We start from the raw sequence: 17,863 nt of genomic DNA, 5'->3' as shown, positions 1-17,863 counted from the left end.
GCCGGCATCCCGGGCACAGCAGGAGTCGAGCCACCATGATCCCCCGTTACGCACGCGCGCCGATGGTTGCGATCTGGGAGCCCGAAAACCGCTTCCGCATCTGGTTCGAGATCGAGGCGCACGCGACCGACGCGCTCGCCGATCTGGGCGTCGTCCCCAAGGAAGCCGCCGCCGCGCTCTGGAAATGGTGGGCCACCAAGCCCGCGATCGACGTCGCCGCGATCGACGCGATCGAGGCCGTCACCAAGCATGACGTGATCGCCTTCCTGACCTGGGTCGCCGAACAGGTGGGTGACGAAGCCCGCTTCATGCACCAGGGGATGACGTCGTCCGACGTTCTCGACACCTGCCTGGCCGTCCAGCTTTCGCAGGCCGCCGACATGCTGATCGCCGATCTCGACACCTTGCTCGAGACGATCAAGCGCCGCGCCTACGAACATAAATTGACGCCCACGATCGGCCGCAGCCACGGCATCCACGCCGAACCCGTCACCTTCGGCCTGAAGATGGCGCAGGCTTATGCCGAGTTCGCGCGCAACCGCGAGCGGCTGGTCGCGGCGCGCAAGGACATCGCGACCTGCGCGATTTCGGGGGCGGTCGGCACATTCGCCAATATCGATCCACGCGTCGAAGCGCATGTCGCCGCCAAGCTGGGCCTGTCGATCGAGCCGGTTTCGACCCAGGTCATCCCGCGCGATCGGCACGCGATGTTCTTCGCGACTTTGGGCGTCATCGCCTCGTCGATCGAACGCCTCGCCACCGAGGTTCGCCACCTGCAGCGCACCGAAGTCCTCGAAGCCGAAGAATATTTCTCGCCCGGCCAGAAGGGCTCGTCGGCGATGCCGCACAAGCGCAACCCGGTGCTGACCGAGAATTTGACCGGCCTCGCCCGCATGGTGCGAGGCTATGCGCTGCCCGCGATGGAGAATGTCGCTTTGTGGCATGAGCGCGACATCAGCCACTCGTCGGTCGAGCGCTATATCGGTCCCGACGCGACCATCACGCTCGACTTCGCGCTCGGCCGCCTCAACGGCGTGATCGACAAGCTGCTCGTCTATCCCGAGCGGATGGAGAAGAACCTCAACAAGATGGGCGGTCTCGTCCATTCGCAGCGCGTGCTGCTGGCGCTCACCCAGGCGGGTGTCAGCCGCGAGGACGCCTATGCGCTGGTTCAGCGCAACGCGATGAAGGTGTGGGAAAGCGACGGGGCGCTGTCGCTTCTCGAACTGCTCAAGGCCGATTCGAAGGTTAACGAGGCGCTTACGACCGCCCAATTGGAGGACAGTTTCGACCTCGATTACCATTTGAAGCATGTCGACGCAATTTTCGGTCGTGTATTCGGCGATTGATGATTGCATTTTACGCAAGCACTTGCATGAATTGCAACTGCGGCGAACCGATGCGAAATTGCGGCCAACCGTTTTAGTAGAGTAAACGCTTCTGCGACGTCGTGGGGACGTCATCGGGCCAACGAGCCCCAAAAGCAGGAGCATACCATGTTGAAATATATCGAAAACACCACGACGGCCTTTCTCGCCATCGCGGTGCAGGTGGTTGCGGTCGGCCTCGTCGTCGCCCTCTAAGCCTGTCTGAACCGGCACCGGGTCGTCCTTCGACCCGGATAGCCTGGCAACCGCCGACAGGTTGCCACACTCCGTCCCGCCCGCCATCGTGGCGCGATGCCTGCGCCCACCATCCTGGTCAGCATCGTCAACTATCGCACCGCCGATCTCGCCGTCGCGGCGCTCGGCGCGATCGCCGATGAAGCGATCATGCGCGGCGACGTCATGGCGGTCATCGTCGACAATGCGTCTGGCGACGGATCGCCCGAAGTGATCGCTGACGGGATCATCGAAATGGGCGGCCCCGAAGGCTGGGCCGAACTGCTCGACCGCGACGTCAACGACGGCTTCGCCGCCGGCAACAACGCCGCGATCGCGCGCTTCCGCGAGCGGCACGGCCGCACCCCCGACATCGTCTGGCTGCTCAACCCCGATACGGTGGCCGAACCTGACGCGCTGGGCGCGCTCGTCCGCTTCCTCGATGCGCACCCAAAAGCCGGGATCGTCGGCGGGCGGGTTCTGTCGCCCAATGGCAGCGCGAATTATTCCGCCTTCAATTTCCCCTCGCCGACCGGCGAACTGCTCGCCGCGCTCCATTTCGGCCCGCTGACCCGCGCGCTCGCCCACCGTGAGGTCGCGATCCCGATCCCCGACGAACCTATCCGCGTCGATTGGGTCGAAGGATCGCATATGGCGATCCGCGGCGCGGTGATCGACGCGATCGGCCCGATGGACGAAGGCTATTTCCTCTATTTCGAAGAGGTGGACTATTGCGCGCGTGCCGACGATGCGGGGTTCGAGGTGTGGCACGATCCCGCATCGCGCGTCGTCCATATCGGTGGGCAGGCGACCGGCATCACCGGCGCCGCCACCGGCATCGGCCGCCGCCCGCGTTACTGGTTCGCATCGCGCGCACGTTTTTATAGCGGCCGCTACGGAAAGAGCGGCCTCGCCCGCGCCAATGCGCTGTGGCTGATCGGCTGGCCGATCGGCAACCTCTGGGCGATCCTGCGCGGCCGTCCGCGCCGCACCCAATCCGGCCTGTGGCGCGACATGTGGCGCTATGGCGGGCTTTGAGGGTAGCGCCAGGGAATCTCACCGCCTAAGGTCGGCGCATGCCAGCCCGGACACTTAGCCCGCTCCTGCCGCTGACCGCCTTGTTGGTGACAGCGTGCATCCCCGGCCAGCAGCGCGGTCGCGCGCCCGTCACCCGCCCCCCGGCCGAGATCCAGGTGCCGGTGGTCGAACCGACGCCGCCGCCTCCCCCGCCGCCCACGTCCGAAGGCACGCCGCCCAGCCCACCGCCCGCATGGCAGGTGAAGAAGGTCGTCGCCAATGCCACCAACGTCGCCGACCAGACCTATCTGGTGAAGCCGGGCGACAATCTGCGCCGCATTTCCGACACCACAGGCGCGGCATCCGAGGCGATCGCGCGCGCCAACAATATCGCGCCGCCTTTCAAGATCCTTGCCGGGCAGAAGCTAAAAATCCCCGGCGGACGCTATCATCGCGTCGGCAAGGGCGAGACCGGCATCGCGATCTCGCGCGCTTATGGCGTCGAATGGGCGCGGATCGCGCAGCTCAACGACCTCGAAGAACCCTATGTCCTGCGCGAAGGCATGCGCCTTGTTTTGCCGAGCAGCGGCGAAGTGGCGCGGATGAGCCCGCAGGATCGCGCCGACGCCTTCCGGCTCGACATCGAGGATCTGATCACCGGGTCTGAACCCGCACTGGCCGTGCGCGAGAAGGCCAAGCCCCCCGCCCCGACGCCCAAACGGGTCGCACCGACGGTGGCGGTCGCCGAGCCGACCACCTTTGCGGGCCGGTTCGACTGGCCCGTGCGCGGCCCCATCCTGCGCAGCTTCGGCCGGATCGGCGACGGGCAGCAGAATGACGGCGTCAACATCGGCACGCCGGCAGGCAGCGCAGTCGCCGCCGCCGCCGATGGCGTGGTCGCCTATGTCGGGCAGGATATTCCGGCCTATGGCACGCTGATCCTGATCCGACATGGCGACGGCTGGCTATCGGCTTATGGCTATGCCGCCACCATCACGGTGACGCGCGGACAGAAGGTCGTGCGCGGACAGATGATCGCGCGATCGGGCGCCAGCCCCTATACGGGTGAGCCGCAATTGCACTTCGAAGTCCGCAATGGCCGGAAACCTGTCAATCCGCTGAGCGTTCTGCCGGGCCGGAGCTGATATCCGGCGGAGCTGATATCTGGTGCCATCCTTGCCTGTTCTCGACCGTCGCGCCGCGCTGCGCCTGATCGCCGCATCCCCGATCGGCCTGCCGCTGATCGCGGCGGCAGGCGATCTGGCCAGTGGTGGCCTGACCGATCGCCTGGCCCCGTTCTGGCCGGTGTACGACTATACCCGCCAGAATGAGGACCGCGTCGGTGAGTTGCGCGCCGGCTACTTCCTGCCCGAAAAGAAGCTCTACAGCGGGGCCGGGATCACAGTCAGCAAGCTTCGAATCGATTCCTGGCTGTCCGATTTCGATGGGATCGCCGAAGACGTCCGCCGCCTTCACGCGCGCTTCCCTGCCGCGTGGGCCCGTCATGCTGCGCATTTCGACAAGGTCTTCCCCGATTTCCGGGTCAGCACCGCGCCGATCTACCTGATGCTGTCGCTGGGCGATTTCGACGCGCATCTGGAACCGAACAAGGGCGTGCTGCCATTGTTCATCGGCCTCGACGGCATCGTCCAATATCACGGCGCGCAGGCCGATCTCGCCGTTCTGCTCGATCACGAATCCTACCATCTCTATCAGGGGCAGGTGAACCCGGCCCTCGCGCTCAAGAGCCGCCCGCCCCTGTTCATCACCTTGTGGATGGAGGGCACAGCGACCCGGGTGAGCGAGTTGCTCAACCCGCAGGCCAATTCGCTCGCAGTGCTGCTCAACGACGCCGCGCTCGCCGCTGCCGCGCCTGACACCATCCGCCGCGCCGCGCAGGTGATGATCGACCGCATCGACGCGGTGAGCGAGAAGGATGAGGATCGCTTCTTCGGTGCGGGCCATGAAGGGCCGGAACCGGCGCGGATCGGCTATCTGCTCGGCCTCCTGATCGCTCGCCGCCTCACAGGCCGCTACTCACCGGCCGCGCTGGCGCGGATCGACGGTCCGGCCGTGCGAGAACTTTGCCTGGAGGGCTTGACGGCAATCGCGCGCGGATGATCTGTCCCTCCCCGACAAAAGTGGAGGATGACGAATGGCCGCACCCGAACCGCTGATGATCGCAACGCCAGACGGCGATTGCCGCGCGTGGCTGTTCACCCCGTCGAGTGGCAACGGCCCATGCCCGGGCGCGATCTTCTACATGGATGGTATCGGCATTCGCCCCAACATGTTCGCGATGTCGCAGCGGCTCGCCGATGCGGGCTATGCGGTGCTGCTGCCCGATCTCTATTTCCGCGCGGGCGATTATGGGCCGTTCGATCCGAAGGAACTGCTCGCCAGCGATGAGAGCCGCGCGGTGATGATGGCGCTGATCGGCACGACCGGCAACGTCAAGGCGGCCGCCGACACCGAATATTTCCTGAAAGCGCTCGATGCGCGGCCCGAGGTGAAGGCAGGGCCGATCGGAACGACGGGCTATTGCATGGGCGGTGCGATCTCGCTGACGGTCGCGGGCACCTATCCCGATCGGATCGGCGCGGCGGCGAGCTTTCATGGCGGTGGCCTGGCGACCGACGCCGAAACCAGCCCGCATCGTTTCGCGGTGAAGGCGAAGGGACGACTCTACATCGGCGAGGCGGACAAGGACCCATATTATCCCCCCGAAATGGGCGAACGGCTGGGCGAGGCACTCGACGAGGCCGGGGTCGATTACACGCGCGAGCTGTACGAAGGTTCGCTCCACGGCTGGACCCAGGCCGATTTCCCGATCTACGATCCGCCCGCGGCCGAACGCCATTGGGACGCTTTGCTCGGGTTGTTCGGTGCGACCATAAAGTGAGCCCGTCCGGCTGGCCGGAATCGACTAAGCGCGCCGATTGACAGCCTGTCACACCCCCATCATCCCATCCTGACGGCCCATCCAGAGGCCCGACGAGGAGAAGGTTGTGAAGGGGATGCTTCGACTGGCGGCGACGGCCGCGCTTGTGCTGCCGGTGGCCGCGGTGCTGAACGCCGCAGCGACCTCCTACACGGTCGAACAGGCGACGGCTGGCAAGGCGCTCTATGGCGAACAATGCGCGGCCTGCCACGCAGCAGGCGGCGCCGCTCCGCCGCTCGTGGGCGGCGCCTTCGCGCGCAACTGGTCGGGCAAGAGCGCGGGTGAACTGTTCGCCAAGATCCGCGACACGATGCCGACCACCAACCCGCATTCTCTGTCCGAAAACCAGACTGCGGCGCTGATCGCCTATATCTACCAGCAGAACAATGTCGTCGCAGGCGCCGCCTTCCCGCGCAGCGTCAAGGAAGTCGGCACCGCGACCGTCCCGGTGATGACCGAGGGCCGCAGTGCCGAGGCCGCCGCAGCACCGACCGCACCCATGCCGCCATCGGTGATGCCCAAGGGGCCGTTGCCCCCGATCCTCGCCAAGCTCACCCCCGTCACCGACGCGACCCTGCGCAACCCGTCGCCCGCCGACTGGCTGATCTGGCGCCGCACCTATGACAGCCACGGCTTCAGCCCGCTGGCGAAGATCAACAAAGCGAATGTTAAGTCGCTGCGCATGGCGTGGAGCTGGCAGCTTGCGCCCGGCCCGATGGAGGCGACCCCGATCGTCCATGACGGCGTGCTGTTCATAGAAAGCGGCCCGGGCACGGTCCAGGCGTTCGACGGCGCGACCGGCGATCTCCTCTGGGCCCACAGCCGCAAGGTGCCCGCCGAACTGCTGAGCGCCTATCCGCTCGTCCGTGTGAAGCGCAGCATGGCGATCTATGGAGAGACCCTGCTCGTCCCCACGATCGACAGCCACCTGATCGCGCTCGACATGCGCACCGGCAGGGTCGTGTGGGACAAGGAGGTCGCCGACTACAAGAAGACCTTCATGCTCACCGCCGGGCCGATCGTCGCGCGCGGCAAGATCTTTCAGGGCATTTCGGGGAGCTATGCGCGCCAGGCGGGCGGCGCGGGCATCGTCGCGCTCGACGCCAAGTCGGGTGAGGAGGTCTGGCGCTTCAACACCGTTGCCCGCGACGGCACGCCGGGTGGCGAAACCTGGAACGACCTGCCCGTCGAGCGCCGCAGCGGCGGATCAGTGTGGGTGCCGGGCAGCTACGATCCCGACAACAACCTGCTCTATTTCGGCACCGGCCAGACCTATGACGTCAATCCGCTGCGCGAGAAATCGACCAAGCCCGGCGTCACCAACGACGCGCTCTACACCGACACCACGCTCGCGATCGATCCCGATACCGGTAAGCTCATCTGGCATTTCCAGCATCTGCCCAACGATCTGTGGGATCTCGACTGGTCGTTCGAACGCACGGTCGCGACGATCGACGGGAAGCGCATGGTCGTGACCGCAGGCAAGCAGGCGATCTTCGAAGCGCTCGACGCCAAGACCGGAAAATATGGCTTCAACTACGACTTCGGTCTGCAAAACGTCGTCACCGCGATCGATCCGGTAACGGGCGCCAAGACGATCAGCCCGGATACCGTACGCTGGGGCGAAAAGGTCACTGTCAACAAGACCTGCCCGACCGAATATGGCGCGCGTAACTGGATCGCGACCTCCTACGACGCGGCGAGCCATCTGCTCTACATCCCGCTCGATTCGTCGTGCACCGACGGGCTGCGCTCGCACGTGCCGGAACAGGGCGATACGTCGGTCGGCAATGCCGATGCCAGCAAGCTCAAGTTCGGCTATATCGCCGCGCTCGACCTCAAGACCCGCAAGGTGGCGTGGACCGAGCGCACGGCGGCGGCGCAGACCTCGGCGATGCTGGCGACCGCAGGCGGCCTGCTGTTCAACAGCAACCTCGACCGCTGGTTCAGGGCCAATGACGCGAAGACCGGCGCCGAATTGTGGAAGGTCCGCCTGTCCGACGTCGCAAACGCCTATCCGATCACCTACGAAGCGAACGGCCGCCAATATGTCGCGATCGCGACCGGCAGCAGCGGCGTGGTGCTGACCAAGTCCAAATCGACGATCGCCCCGCAATATCCGCTGCCCGGGACCGATGCGGCTACCCTGTGGGTGTTCGAGTTGCCCAACTAAAAAGATCCTCCCCGGCACGGGGAGGGGGACCATCCGCAGGATGGTGGAGGGGGGGCGCCACGAGCGATCCGCCTGACGCCAGCCCCCTCCACCGCTTCGCGGTCCCCCTCCCCGTTCCGGGGAGGATTTTTACAGGCCTCGCAATCCGCACCAAAACACACTATGTGCGCCGCGCTCATGGCAATTGAACTCCCCCTCCCGCCCAAGGTCGGCATGGTTTCGCTCGGCTGTCCGAAGAATCTGGTCGACAGCGAACGCATCCTCACCAAGCTCCGCTCGGACGGCTATGGCCTGTCGCCCGATTACGCGGGCGCGGACGTCGTGCTGGTCAACACCTGCGGCTTCCTCGACAGCGCGAAGGAGGAAAGCCTGGAGGCGATCGGTGAGGCGATTGCCGAGAATGGCCGCGTCATCGTCACCGGCTGCATGGGCGACGAAGCAGAACGGATCCGCGCGCGCTTCCCCAACGTCCTCGCCGTCACCGGCGCGCATGCCTATGAGCAGGTCGTCGGCGCGGTCCATGATGCGGCGCCGATGCCGCCATCGCCCTTCGTCGATCTGGTGCCCCAGCGCGTCGATGAGGCGGGGCTGAAGCTCACCCCGCGCCACTACAGCTATCTGAAGATTTCGGAGGGCTGCAACCACCGCTGCAGCTTCTGCATCATTCCGTCGATCCGCGGTGACCTGGTCAGCCGGCGCCCCGACGCGATCCTGCGCGAAGCTGAAAAGCTGGTCGCAGCCGGCACGAAGGAATTGCTGGTCATCAGCCAGGACACGTCAGCCTACGGCATCGACATCCGCAAGGAGCCCCGCGCCTGGAAGGGCCGCGAGGTCGTGCCGCACATGACCGATCTCGCCCGCGAACTGGGGCAGATCGCGCCGTGGGTGCGGCTCCACTACGTCTATCCCTACCCGCATGTCGATCAGGTCATCCCGCTGATGGCCGAGGGGCTGGTGCTCCCCTATCTCGACATCCCGTTCCAGCATGCCAGCCCTCCGGTGCTGCGCGCGATGAAGCGCCCCGCCAACGACGCCAAGGTACTCGAGCGGCTTGCGGCGTGGCGCGCGATCTGCCCCGACATCGCGATCCGATCGTCGTTCGTCGTCGGCTTTCCCGGCGAGACCGAGGCGGACTTCCAATATCTGCTCGACTGGCTCGACGAAGCGCAGCTCGACCGGGTCGGCGCGTTCCGCTTCGAGCCCGTTGCCGGCGCCCCTGCCAACGACCTGCCGGGTGCAGTGCCCGATGAGGTCAAGGAAGAACGCTACGCCCGGATCATGGAGAAGACCGCCGCGATCTCCGCCGCCAAGCTGCAGGCGAAGATCGGCCGCACGGTCGCCGCGATCATCGACGTGGTCGACGACGAAGGCGGCGCCACCGGCCGCACCCAGGCCGACGCGCCCGAGATCGATGGCGAAATCCACCTGCGCGACGCCGAGGGACTCAAGGCGGGCGACATCGTGACGGTCGAAATCGAAGACGCCGACGAACACGACCTGTTCGGTGTGGCGGTAAGCGAGGCCCGCTAACCTCCTCGCTCGTCATTGCGAGGAGCCGAAGGCGACCCGGCAATCCACTCCGCAGTTCGGAATGGATTGCTTCGCTCCGCTCGCAATGACGGATTGTAATAAATAGCCTTCAGCTTTAGCCTGCCACCTATGATCGAGTTCCTGATCATCGCCCTGGCTTTTTGCGGCCTTCCGCTGATCGCAATCGCCTATCTGGCGCTCGCAAGCGGCCGGCGCGCGGGCGGGAGAACGGGCATGATCGTCGGCGCGGTCATCGGCATCCTGATAGCTTCCACGCCATTCCTACATATTGCTTTCCATATGGGCCGCCAGTTGGCGCAGAGTGGATCGCTCGTCCCCATCTACGCCGATCAGCTCAAAGGCTTCATGCTGCTCAGCACCTCATTCGTGACGATCCTCGCGACAGCGGCTCTTTTCGCTATCGTCTGGCCCAGCCAACTGGCGCGGGCACAATCATAAGACTTGTGACGGTGCGTCACTTTCCATAACCTCCCCTCGTCCGCGTGACTGGCGAGAAAGGTGGGGCACCACCGGGGAGCGCGGACGTCAGACGCCGCTCGCCTGGGCATCCAACGCAAGAGAAGGATGCCGCTCATGTCCGATCCGACCGACATTGCCGTCTGGCGCCGCCTCGACGATCGCATCACCACCTCCGGCCAGCCAACCGAGGCGCAGATCGCCGATATCGCCGCGATCGGCGTCACCCACGTCATCAACCTCGCACTTCATACGCACGAACAGGCGCTGCCCGACGAGACCGCATCCGTCACGGCGGCGGGGATGCGCTACACCCACATCCCCGTCCCCTTCGACGCGCCGACCGACGAGCATTTCGCGGCTTTCTGCGCCGCGATGGACGAAACACCCGACGCCAAGATCCACATTCACTGCATCGTCAACGCCCGCGTCTCCGCCTTCCTCTATCGCTGGCGCCGCGGCGTGACGGGCATGGACGAGGCCGAAGCCCGCGCGGCGATGGAAACGGTGTGGCGCCCCGGTGGGGTGTGGGGCGCGTTCATCGGCGATGCGGAGGCAGCCAGCCGATCGCATCTGGGTCCACGCCCCGCCGCCTAAAGATGATTTGGCGTCGGTTTCTCTCCATGCCACAGTCAGGGCATGGAGAGCGAACATCGGCGCATCGAAATGCGCATTCCGGTCGACGGCGGTTATGAGATTGCGGCGACCCTGCATCGGCCCGCGAAGGTCGCCGCCGGCGCGCCTTTGATCGTCGGCCTGCCCGGCGCGGGCTATGCGCGCGGCTACTTCGACCTGCCCGAACCCGGATACAGTCAGGCCGAACATCTGGCCGCGCGCGGCACGATGCTGCTCGCGATCGATCATCTCGGCGCGGGCGACAGCAGCATCCCGCCCCACGACGTGACCACGCTCGAAGCCGTCGCGGCGGCGGGCGATCAGGCTGTGAAACAGGCGCTCGCCAATCTGCGCGCAGACGCGATCACACCGGGCGTCGTGATCGGCTGCGGCCAGTCGATGGGTGGGCATATCGCCGTCGCGATGCAGGCGTGGCACCGCAGTTTCGATGCGATCGTAGTGCTCGGATCTGGCATGCTGCGCACCAACGTGCCCGATCGTCCCGGCACTCCGCCGCCCATGATCCCGGAGGGTGCCGAAGGTGCCGAAATCTCCGCCGCACTGGCCGCGCAGGTCGACTGGCCGTGGCTGTTCCATTGGGAAGGTTCCGCGCCCGATCTGGTCGCCGCCGATCTCGCCTGCGGCATGCCGGTGCGCCACACCGCGTCGTCCTGGGCCAGCACAGGCATACCCGGCCTCGCCTTCAACCTCACCAAGCCGGGCAAGATGCTCCCGCTATGCGCGGCGATCGACGTCCCTGTCCTTGTCGGAATGGGCGAACGCGATGTCACCCTCTCCCCCGCCGAGGAACTCGCCACCTTCACCGCCAGCGGCAATCTCTCGGCCATCCGCGTCGGGAACATGGCGCACATGCACAACTTTGCCGACACGCGCATGCAGCTGTGGCGCCGGATCGATGCGTTCGTGGAGCAGGTGGCGATTGATCGCGGGGCCGCGCCTTCCTAATCTCTCCGCATGACCGATTTCGCCGCCCTTCTGCAGCCCGATCGCGGGCAGACCGCCCACGAACTCGCCCCCGTCACCGAAAAGGGTTTTGACGACTGGCTGAAAGCGCAGCCCGCCGCCGTCCGCACCCTCGCCGCCGCAGCCCGCTTCAAGGGGAAGCCCGGCGAATTGCTGGTGGTCCCCACGGGCGACAGCTGGTCCGGCGTCTTCGGCGCGGCCAAGAAGGACGGGCCGTGGAGCCTCGCCGCCATCACCGCAAAGCTGCCCGAGGGAGCCTATCGCATCGCGGGTGACGGCCCCGGTGCCGGCGCGCTCGGCTGGCTGCTGACGCATCACCGCTTCGATCGCTATCTCGCCAAGCCCGATCCGATCCCGCAGCGCATCCTGCTGACCCCCGATGTCGCGCAGATCGGCGAGACGGTGGCACTGGCCGAAGCGACCGCTCTGGTCCGCGACCTTGTCGACACGCCCGCCGGCGACATGGGGCCGGCCGAACTCGCCGCCGCCGCCGAATCGGTCGCCAAGAAGCACGGCGCCGAGTTTCGCGTCACGCGCGGCGACGAACTGAGCGACGGATATCCGATGATTGCGGCGGTCGGCCGTGCGGCGATCCGCGAACGCGCGCCGCGCCTCGTCGAAATCGAATGGGGCAACCCCGCCCATCCGCGCCTCGCGATCGTCGGCAAGGGGATCGTATTCGATTCGGGGGGGCTCGACATCAAGCCGCCCTCGGCGATGCTGGCGATGAAGAAGGATATGGGCGGCGCGGCGCATGCCATCGCGCTTGCGGGCCTTGTGATGGGTGCGCGCCTGCCTGTCCGCCTCCACCTGCTGGTGCCTATCGCGGAGAATGCGATCGCGGGCGACGCCTTCCGCCCCGGCGACATCCTGAATAGCCGCAAGGGCCTGTCGGTCGAGATCGGCAATACCGATGCCGAAGGCCGCCTCGTGCTGGGCGACGCGCTGACCCGCGCGGGCGAGGACAAGCCTGCGCTGATCCTCGATTTCGCCACGCTCACCGGCGCTGCTCGCGTCGCACTCGGCCCCGATCTGCCCGGCCTGTTCGCGAATGACGATGCGCTCGCCGCCGATCTGCTCGCGGCGGCGGATGCAGTGAGCGATCCGATGTGGCGCCTCCCCCTGTGGGGTGACTATGGCGACATGCTGAAATCCACCGTCGCCGACATCAACAATGCGGGCGAAGGCGGCTTTGCCGGGGCGACCACGGCCGCCCTGTTCCTCCAGCGCTTCGTGCCCGAAGGGACGCCGTGGGCGCATCTCGATACCTTCGCCTGGCGGCCATCGCCGAAACCGGGTCGTCCCAAGGGGGGAGAAGCGCTCGGCCTGCGTGCCGCTTTTGCGATGCTCAGGACACGTTTCGCCGCCGTATAGAAGCCGTCTGCCGAAATCCGTCATAAAAGCGACGGATGGAGATGCCGGGGATGAAACGAAACCCGCCCTTCCGTGTTTTTCTGTCCGTGGTGGAGAAACAGGAAGAGGAAGGGAAGGATATGGCGATCGCTTCAGCCTTGCCCAATTGGATGCGAGCGCTCGTATCCTATGTCCGTTCGGGCGAGCCCGATCTGACCAACCGCCAGATGGCGTTGATGTTGATTACCTACATCACGCCCGGCCCCCATACGGTGCGCGGCCTCGCGCAGCAGCTCAACGTGTCGAAGCCCGTCATCACGCGCGCCTTGAACACTTTGGGTTCGCTCGGCTATCTGCGCCGCGAACGCGACGATAGCGATCGGCGAAACATCTTCGTCGCCAAGACCGAGCAAGGGGCCGCATTTCTTGACACTTTCGGCAAGTCCCTCGATTTCGAAAAGGCCGGCAGCCGCTGATGCGACTGCCGGTGGGGCTGCGGTCATCCGCAGCTTTCACCTGGATGGACCCACGGTCCCGCTCGACAAGCGGGTAAACGCGTTTCGCCCCGACATCGCAGACGTAGCGCTGGCCGGATCTCTGTTCGCCTCGCATTATGCCGCACCCATGCCGCGCGCGTGCATCGCGCCCGCCGCGATGATGCGCAGCGCCGCGCACCCAGAATCCGCAGCCGTATCTCAGCTCCTCCATGGCGAAGGCTTCGCCGTGCTCGATCTCGCGCAGGGCTGGGCTTGGGGCTATTCGCTCCACGATCATTATGTGGGCTATGTCGAAGCATCGGCGCTCGGCGATCCGATCACTGCCGATCATGTCGTGATCGCCCGCGAGGCGATCGTCTTCGCCGGTCCTTCGATCAAGGCCGCCGCGCTCGCCACCCTGCCCTTCGCGTCAAGGCTGTCGGGCAAGATCGATGGCAATTTCCTCGCACTGGCCGACGGCGGCTTCGTCCACGCCCGCCATGTCGCCCCCTTTGACGTCCGTCAGGACGATCCGGTCGCCATTGCCGAAGCGATGATCGGCGCGCCCTATCTGTGGGGCGGCCGGGGTGCGGGCGGGATCGATTGTTCGGGCCTCGTCCAGATCGCGCTCGCCGCGACGGGCACGGCTGCTCCGCGCGACACCGATCAACAGCGAACCCAGACCGGCGACGAACTGCCGGAGGAGGCCCGCCTCCGACGCGGCGACCTGATCTATTTTCCGGGCCATGTCGGCATGATGGTCGATGAGGAACGGCTGATCCACGCGAACGCGCACTGGATGGCTGTCACCGTCGAGCCGCTTGCCGATGTTACGGCCCGCCTGAAACCCGATCATGACCGGCCGATATTGAGCCGGCGGAGACTGACACAATGACCTTCAAGGTCTTCATCGACGGTGCCGCGGGCACCACCGGACTCGAAATTGCCGACCGGCTTGCCGGCCGGACCGACATCGCCCTGCTCACGATCGCCGACGATCGGCGAAAGGATCCGGCCGCGCGCGCCGAAGCGCTCAACGCCGCCGATGCAGTGATCCTCTGCCTGCCCGACGATGCCGCGCGCGAGGCGGTGTCGCTGATCGACAACACCACGACGCGCATCATCGATGCTTCGACCGCGCACCGCACTGCCGCCGACTGGGCCTATGGTTTCGCCGAGCTGGAACCCGAAGCCCGCGCGAAGATCGCGGGGTCGACCCGCATTTCCAACCCCGGCTGCTATCCCACCGGCTTCCTCGCGCTCGTCCGCCCGCTCGTCCGCGCCGGCCTGCTGCCCGCCGACACCGCCGTCAGCGTCAACGCGCTGTCGGGCTATTCGGGCGGCGGCAAGGCGATGATCGCGATGTTCGAAGATCCGGACGACCCGGCCGCGACCAACACCGCCGCGCGCGCCTACGCGCTCTCGCTCGGCCACAAGCATGTGCCGGAAATGCAGGGTCATGCCGGACTAACCCACCCGCCCATCTTCACGCCGACAGTGGTGCACACCTATCGCGGCATGCTCGTCGAGGTGCCGCTGCACCTCCATCTGCTACCCGGCGCCGTCACCGGCGACAAAATCCGCGACACGCTGGCCGATGCCTATGCGGGCAGCCGGATTGTGCGCGTAGCGCGCGACAATCCATCCTTCCTGACGATCGAGCAGGCGGCGGGCACCGACCGGCTCGAACTCCACGTCTATTCGGACGAGAAGACCGGTCAGGCCCGCCTGATCGCCGCGCTCGACAATCTCGGCAAGGGTGCGGGTGGGGCTGCGGTGCAGAACCTCAACATTGCGTTGGGGCTGGACGAGGCCGAAGGGCTCATTCTCTGACGTCCATTCCTTCCCCCCAGGGGGAGGAATGGAGGCGCATTGCCAGCGCCCTCAAACAGGCGCACCTTCCCCGTAACGAATAAGGGGAGAGATATCATGGCCAAGCGCGCCGTGCCGACCTGGTTCTGGATCGTTGCCGTCCTGCTTTTGCTTTGGGATGCGATGGGCGTCGCCGCCTTCTGCATGCAATATATGATGGGGCCGGAGCAGCTGGCCCAGTTACCGCCCGATCAGCGCGAGGCCTTTTCGTCGATGCCATCCTGGGCCTGGGCCGCTTATGGCGTCGGCACGATCGGCGGCGTGATCGGCTCGCTGCTCCTGCTGCTCCGCACGAAGCTCGCCTTGCCGCTATACCTCATCTCGCTGATCGCGGTGCTGGCGCAATTCGGCTGGACCTTCTTCGGCTATGGCATGATCCACCATTCGGACGTCGCGATGAAGGCGATCTTCCCGGCGGTGATCATCGCCTTGTGCATCTTCCAGCTCTGGTTCGCGAACCTGGCGATCAGGCGGGGCTGGATTTCCTAAGCTTCACATCTCGCCCTTGGCGCGGCGTAGCGCGTAGAATTTCTGCACATTGGCGTTGTGCTCGGCCAGCGTGGTGGCGAAGACGTGGCCACCCTTCCCGCTCGCGACGAAGTAGAGCGCCGGGCTCTTGGCCGGATTGAGCACCGCCGCGATCGATGCCCGGCCGGGGTTCGCGATCGGGCCGATCGGCAGGCCCGGCGAGGCATAGGTGTTGTAGCCGTTGACCGCGTTCAGTTCCGACCGGCGGATGCGGCGGCCGAGCGGCTTGCCCTTGGTGATCGGATAAATGACGGTCGGGTCGGCCTGCAGCTTCATGCCCTTGCGCACGCGGTTCGAATAGACCGCGGCGACCATCGGCCGTTCGGAAGCGAGCGCGGTCTCCTTCTCGACGATCGAAGCGAGGATTATCGTTTGCTGGGGCGACTTGGCCACCGTGCTAGGCCTACGCTCCTTCCACTCCTCGGCCAGCGCTTCGCGCATCGCGGCCTGCATCCGCGCAAGGACCGCGGCACGAGGTTCGCCGCGCTCAAAGCTGTAGCTGTCGGGCAGGATCGATCCCTCGGCCGGCACCGCGATCGTGCCGGTCAAATCCTTCTCGGCATTCAGCCGATCGAAAACGAGAATCGAGGGCATGCCCTCGGGCACAGTCACCAGATGCTGGATCGGTTTGCCGTTCTGCAGGATCTCGAGGATTTCGGCACCCGACGCTTCGGCGGGAATCTCGAACTCGCCCGCGCGGATCGCCCGGTCGGGGCCGAAGCGACGGGCGAAGCGCAGGAAGTTGGTGGTCGATCGGATCGCGCCCGCCTTTTCCAGCGCGCGCGCGGCGGATGCGAGCGTTCCGCCTTTCTCGACCTGCACCGTCACCGGCGCCTTCGCAGGCCCACGTCCCCACCAGTCGCGCGAAATCCACAGCGCGGCTCCGCCGCCGACGACCGCCAGCAGGAGCAGGACGGCCAGAAGGCGGCGGATCATCGACGGTTTCCTTCGCTTACGGCTCAACGGCGCGCATGATCAGGCTGGCATTGGTGCCGCCAAAGCCGAACGAATTGTTCAGCACGGCCTTCACCTTGCGCTTCTTGGCCTTGAGCGGGACGAGGTCGAAATCCTCCAGTCCCTCGCTCGGATCGACGAGGTTGAGCGTCGGCGGCACGATCTGATCGCGGATCGCGAGGATGCAGAAGATCGATTCGACCGCGCCCGCGCCGCCCAGCAGGTGGCCGATCGCCGATTTGGTCGACGACATCGACACGGTCTTGAGCGCATCGCCGAACAGACGACGGACGGCGCCCGCCTCCAGCTCGTCGCCGAGCGGGGTCGATGTGCCGTGGGCATTGATATAGTCGATATCTTCCGGCTTTAGACCCGACTTCTTGAGCGCCATTTCCATCGAACGGTAAGCACCCGAACCTTCGGGATGCGGCGCCGTGACGTGATAGGCGTCGCCCGACAGACCATAGCCGATCACTTCGGCGTAGATCTTCGCGCCGCGCGCCTTGGCGTGCTCATATTCCTCGAGCACCACCACGCCCGCGCCTTCGCCCATCACGAAGCCGTCGCGGCCCTTGTCGTAAGGACGGGACGCACCCTCCGGATCGTCGTTGCGGGTCGACAGCGCCTTGGCCTGTGCGAAGCCAGCGATGCCCAGCGGGCAGATCGCACCTTCCGCGCCGCCCGCGAGCATCACGTCGGCGTCGTCCATCGCGATCATTCGCGCGGCATCGCCGATCGCGTGCGCACCGGTCGAACAGGCGGTGACGACCGCATGGTTCGGGCCGCGCAGGCCATATTTGATCGAAACCTGACCCGAGATCAGGTTGATCAGACGGCCGTGGACGAAATGCGGGCTGACTCGGGTCGGCCCCTTATTCTCGCACACCAGCGATTCGCTCGCGATGCCCGGCAGGCCACCGATGCCCGACCCGATCGACAGGCCGGCCCGATAGCTTTCCTCTTCGGTCATCTCGGTCAGGCCCGCATCTTCGAGCGCCTGGCCCGCCGCGTCGATGCCGTAGATGATGAAGGGATCGACCTGCCGCTGGACCTTATGGTCGACCCGCTTGTTCGGATCGAAGCCATATTCATGGTCGGCGGGCTTCACTTCGCACGCGATGGTGCATTTCTGCCCCTCGGTATCGAAGCGGGTGATCTGCCCCGCGCCGGATTTTCCGGCTAGGATATTGGCCCAGGCCGTTTCAACGTCCGCGCCCAGCGGCGTTACAAGTCCCAGTCCGGTTACGACCACGCGGCGCATGGCATTCTCCTGTTATTCTACAGTCTCATCTACGACAAAACGGCCCCCCGTCCATCCGGTTATCCGGGGTCGGGGAGCCGT

Annotated in this window: 17 protein-coding genes and 1 riboswitch; of the genes, 15 read left to right on the top strand and 2 right to left on the bottom strand. The window is 65.9% G+C overall.

What is annotated here, in order from left to right; genetic code table 11:
- Nucleotides 1–35: 35 nt before the first annotated feature.
- The 15 genes from purB to FYJ91_RS17200 all read left to right on the top strand — a co-directional run bounded on the left by purB (nucleotide 36) and on the right by FYJ91_RS17200 (nucleotide 15,528).
- Nucleotides 36–1,349, top strand: a complete 1,314-nt coding sequence (purB, locus tag FYJ91_RS17270) for an adenylosuccinate lyase (protein WP_149523562.1) — start codon at nucleotides 36–38, stop codon at nucleotides 1,347–1,349.
- 330 nt (nucleotides 1,350–1,679) lie between these two features.
- A complete protein-coding gene (locus FYJ91_RS17265; protein WP_149523561.1) occupies nucleotides 1,680–2,639 on the top strand; it encodes a glycosyltransferase in 960 nt (319 codons plus the stop codon).
- Between the two features lie 38 nt (nucleotides 2,640–2,677).
- On the top strand, nucleotides 2,678–3,763 hold the full coding sequence (locus tag FYJ91_RS17260; RefSeq protein ID WP_149523560.1) for a M23 family metallopeptidase: 1,086 nt from the start codon (nucleotides 2,678–2,680) through the stop codon (nucleotides 3,761–3,763).
- A 22-nt stretch (nucleotides 3,764–3,785) separates the two neighbouring features.
- Complete coding sequence (locus FYJ91_RS17255) at nucleotides 3,786–4,739, top strand: hypothetical protein (protein WP_149523559.1); 954 nt, start codon at nucleotides 3,786–3,788, stop codon at nucleotides 4,737–4,739.
- A 34-nt stretch (nucleotides 4,740–4,773) separates the two neighbouring features.
- Nucleotides 4,774–5,520: a dienelactone hydrolase family protein gene (locus tag FYJ91_RS17250; protein ID WP_149523558.1), complete on the top strand. Its 747-nt coding sequence runs from the start codon at nucleotides 4,774–4,776 to the stop codon at nucleotides 5,518–5,520.
- A gap of 115 nt (nucleotides 5,521–5,635) precedes the next feature.
- Nucleotides 5,636–7,732: a pyrroloquinoline quinone-dependent dehydrogenase gene (locus FYJ91_RS17245; RefSeq protein ID WP_246152726.1), complete on the top strand. Its 2,097-nt coding sequence runs from the start codon at nucleotides 5,636–5,638 to the stop codon at nucleotides 7,730–7,732.
- A 177-nt stretch (nucleotides 7,733–7,909) separates the two neighbouring features.
- Complete coding sequence (gene rimO, locus FYJ91_RS17240; protein ID WP_149523556.1) at nucleotides 7,910–9,262, top strand: 30S ribosomal protein S12 methylthiotransferase RimO; 1,353 nt, start codon at nucleotides 7,910–7,912, stop codon at nucleotides 9,260–9,262.
- Nucleotides 9,263–9,391: 129 nt separating this feature from the next.
- The gene (locus FYJ91_RS17235; RefSeq protein WP_149523555.1) at nucleotides 9,392–9,721 is read left to right on the top strand and encodes a hypothetical protein; all 330 of its coding nucleotides are present in this window, start codon (nucleotides 9,392–9,394) and stop codon (nucleotides 9,719–9,721) included.
- A 34-nt stretch (nucleotides 9,722–9,755) separates the two neighbouring features.
- A riboswitch (ZMP/ZTP riboswitch) is annotated at nucleotides 9,756–9,836 on the top strand.
- 20 nt (nucleotides 9,837–9,856) lie between these two features.
- Nucleotides 9,857–10,336: a protein tyrosine phosphatase family protein gene (locus FYJ91_RS17230; RefSeq protein ID WP_246152699.1), complete on the top strand. Its 480-nt coding sequence runs from the start codon at nucleotides 9,857–9,859 to the stop codon at nucleotides 10,334–10,336.
- A 42-nt stretch (nucleotides 10,337–10,378) separates the two neighbouring features.
- Nucleotides 10,379–11,320, top strand: a complete 942-nt coding sequence (locus FYJ91_RS17225; RefSeq protein WP_149523553.1) for an alpha/beta hydrolase — start codon at nucleotides 10,379–10,381, stop codon at nucleotides 11,318–11,320.
- A 9-nt stretch (nucleotides 11,321–11,329) separates the two neighbouring features.
- Nucleotides 11,330–12,712, top strand: coding sequence for a leucyl aminopeptidase family protein (locus FYJ91_RS17220; RefSeq protein ID WP_149523552.1), 1,383 nt, complete (start codon nucleotides 11,330–11,332; stop codon nucleotides 12,710–12,712).
- 149 nt (nucleotides 12,713–12,861) lie between these two features.
- Nucleotides 12,862–13,167, top strand: coding sequence for a MarR family winged helix-turn-helix transcriptional regulator (locus FYJ91_RS17215; RefSeq protein ID WP_149523763.1), 306 nt, complete (start codon nucleotides 12,862–12,864; stop codon nucleotides 13,165–13,167).
- 148 nt (nucleotides 13,168–13,315) lie between these two features.
- Nucleotides 13,316–14,062 (top strand): C40 family peptidase, encoded by a 747-nt coding sequence (locus FYJ91_RS17210; protein ID WP_246152697.1) that lies wholly within the window; start codon nucleotides 13,316–13,318, stop codon nucleotides 14,060–14,062.
- Nucleotides 14,059–15,000 carry an N-acetyl-gamma-glutamyl-phosphate reductase gene (argC, locus tag FYJ91_RS17205; protein WP_149523550.1) on the top strand — a complete coding sequence of 314 codons (942 nt, stop codon included), beginning with the start codon at nucleotides 14,059–14,061 and terminating at the stop codon, nucleotides 14,998–15,000. Before FYJ91_RS17210 ends, argC begins: the two co-directional genes overlap by 4 nt.
- A gap of 96 nt (nucleotides 15,001–15,096) precedes the next feature.
- Entirely contained in the window at nucleotides 15,097–15,528 is a 432-nt protein-coding gene (locus tag FYJ91_RS17200) for a sugar transporter (RefSeq protein ID WP_149523549.1), read from the top strand.
- 3 nt (nucleotides 15,529–15,531) lie between these two features.
- On the opposite strand, the gene mltG is transcribed toward FYJ91_RS17200, so the two are convergent.
- Both mltG and fabF read right to left on the bottom strand, forming a co-directional pair.
- A complete protein-coding gene (gene mltG, locus FYJ91_RS17195; RefSeq protein WP_149523548.1) occupies nucleotides 15,532–16,503 on the bottom strand; it encodes an endolytic transglycosylase MltG in 972 nt (323 codons plus the stop codon).
- A gap of 16 nt (nucleotides 16,504–16,519) precedes the next feature.
- The gene (gene fabF / locus FYJ91_RS17190; RefSeq protein WP_149523547.1) at nucleotides 16,520–17,782 is read right to left on the bottom strand and encodes a beta-ketoacyl-ACP synthase II; all 1,263 of its coding nucleotides are present in this window, start codon (nucleotides 17,780–17,782) and stop codon (nucleotides 16,520–16,522) included.
- Nucleotides 17,783–17,863 lie beyond the last annotated feature (81 nt).

The sequence above is a fragment of the Sphingomonas montanisoli genome (genome assembly GCF_008274695.1).
Lineage (GTDB): Bacteria > Pseudomonadota > Alphaproteobacteria > Sphingomonadales > Sphingomonadaceae > Rhizorhabdus > Rhizorhabdus montanisoli.
The sequence above is the reverse complement of the archived record's forward strand: the minus strand, read 5'-3'. Positions and strand labels throughout refer to the sequence as shown.

Coding starts and splice junctions, on each gene's coding strand:
- FYJ91_RS17235 (WP_149523555.1), top strand. CDS start 9,392: ATGATCGAGTTCCTGATCATCGCCCTGGCTTTTTGCGGCCTTCCGCTG.
- FYJ91_RS17220 (WP_149523552.1), top strand. CDS start 11,330: ATGACCGATTTCGCCGCCCTTCTGCAGCCCGATCGCGGGCAGACCGCC.
- FYJ91_RS17250 (WP_149523558.1), top strand. CDS start 4,774: ATGGCCGCACCCGAACCGCTGATGATCGCAACGCCAGACGGCGATTGC.
- fabF (WP_149523547.1), bottom strand. CDS start 17,782: ATGCGCCGCGTGGTCGTAACCGGACTGGGACTTGTAACGCCGCTGGGC.
- FYJ91_RS17265 (WP_149523561.1), top strand. CDS start 1,680: ATGCCTGCGCCCACCATCCTGGTCAGCATCGTCAACTATCGCACCGCC.
- FYJ91_RS17200 (WP_149523549.1), top strand. CDS start 15,097: ATGGCCAAGCGCGCCGTGCCGACCTGGTTCTGGATCGTTGCCGTCCTG.
- purB (WP_149523562.1), top strand. CDS start 36: ATGATCCCCCGTTACGCACGCGCGCCGATGGTTGCGATCTGGGAGCCC.
- FYJ91_RS17215 (WP_149523763.1), top strand. CDS start 12,862: ATGCGAGCGCTCGTATCCTATGTCCGTTCGGGCGAGCCCGATCTGACC.
- FYJ91_RS17230 (WP_246152699.1), top strand. CDS start 9,857: ATGTCCGATCCGACCGACATTGCCGTCTGGCGCCGCCTCGACGATCGC.
- mltG (WP_149523548.1), bottom strand. CDS start 16,503: ATGATCCGCCGCCTTCTGGCCGTCCTGCTCCTGCTGGCGGTCGTCGGC.
- FYJ91_RS17260 (WP_149523560.1), top strand. CDS start 2,678: ATGCCAGCCCGGACACTTAGCCCGCTCCTGCCGCTGACCGCCTTGTTG.
- rimO (WP_149523556.1), top strand. CDS start 7,910: ATGGCAATTGAACTCCCCCTCCCGCCCAAGGTCGGCATGGTTTCGCTC.
- FYJ91_RS17210 (WP_246152697.1), top strand. CDS start 13,316: ATGCCGCGCGCGTGCATCGCGCCCGCCGCGATGATGCGCAGCGCCGCG.
- FYJ91_RS17245 (WP_246152726.1), top strand. CDS start 5,636: ATGCTTCGACTGGCGGCGACGGCCGCGCTTGTGCTGCCGGTGGCCGCG.
- argC (WP_149523550.1), top strand. CDS start 14,059: ATGACCTTCAAGGTCTTCATCGACGGTGCCGCGGGCACCACCGGACTC.
- FYJ91_RS17225 (WP_149523553.1), top strand. CDS start 10,379: ATGGAGAGCGAACATCGGCGCATCGAAATGCGCATTCCGGTCGACGGC.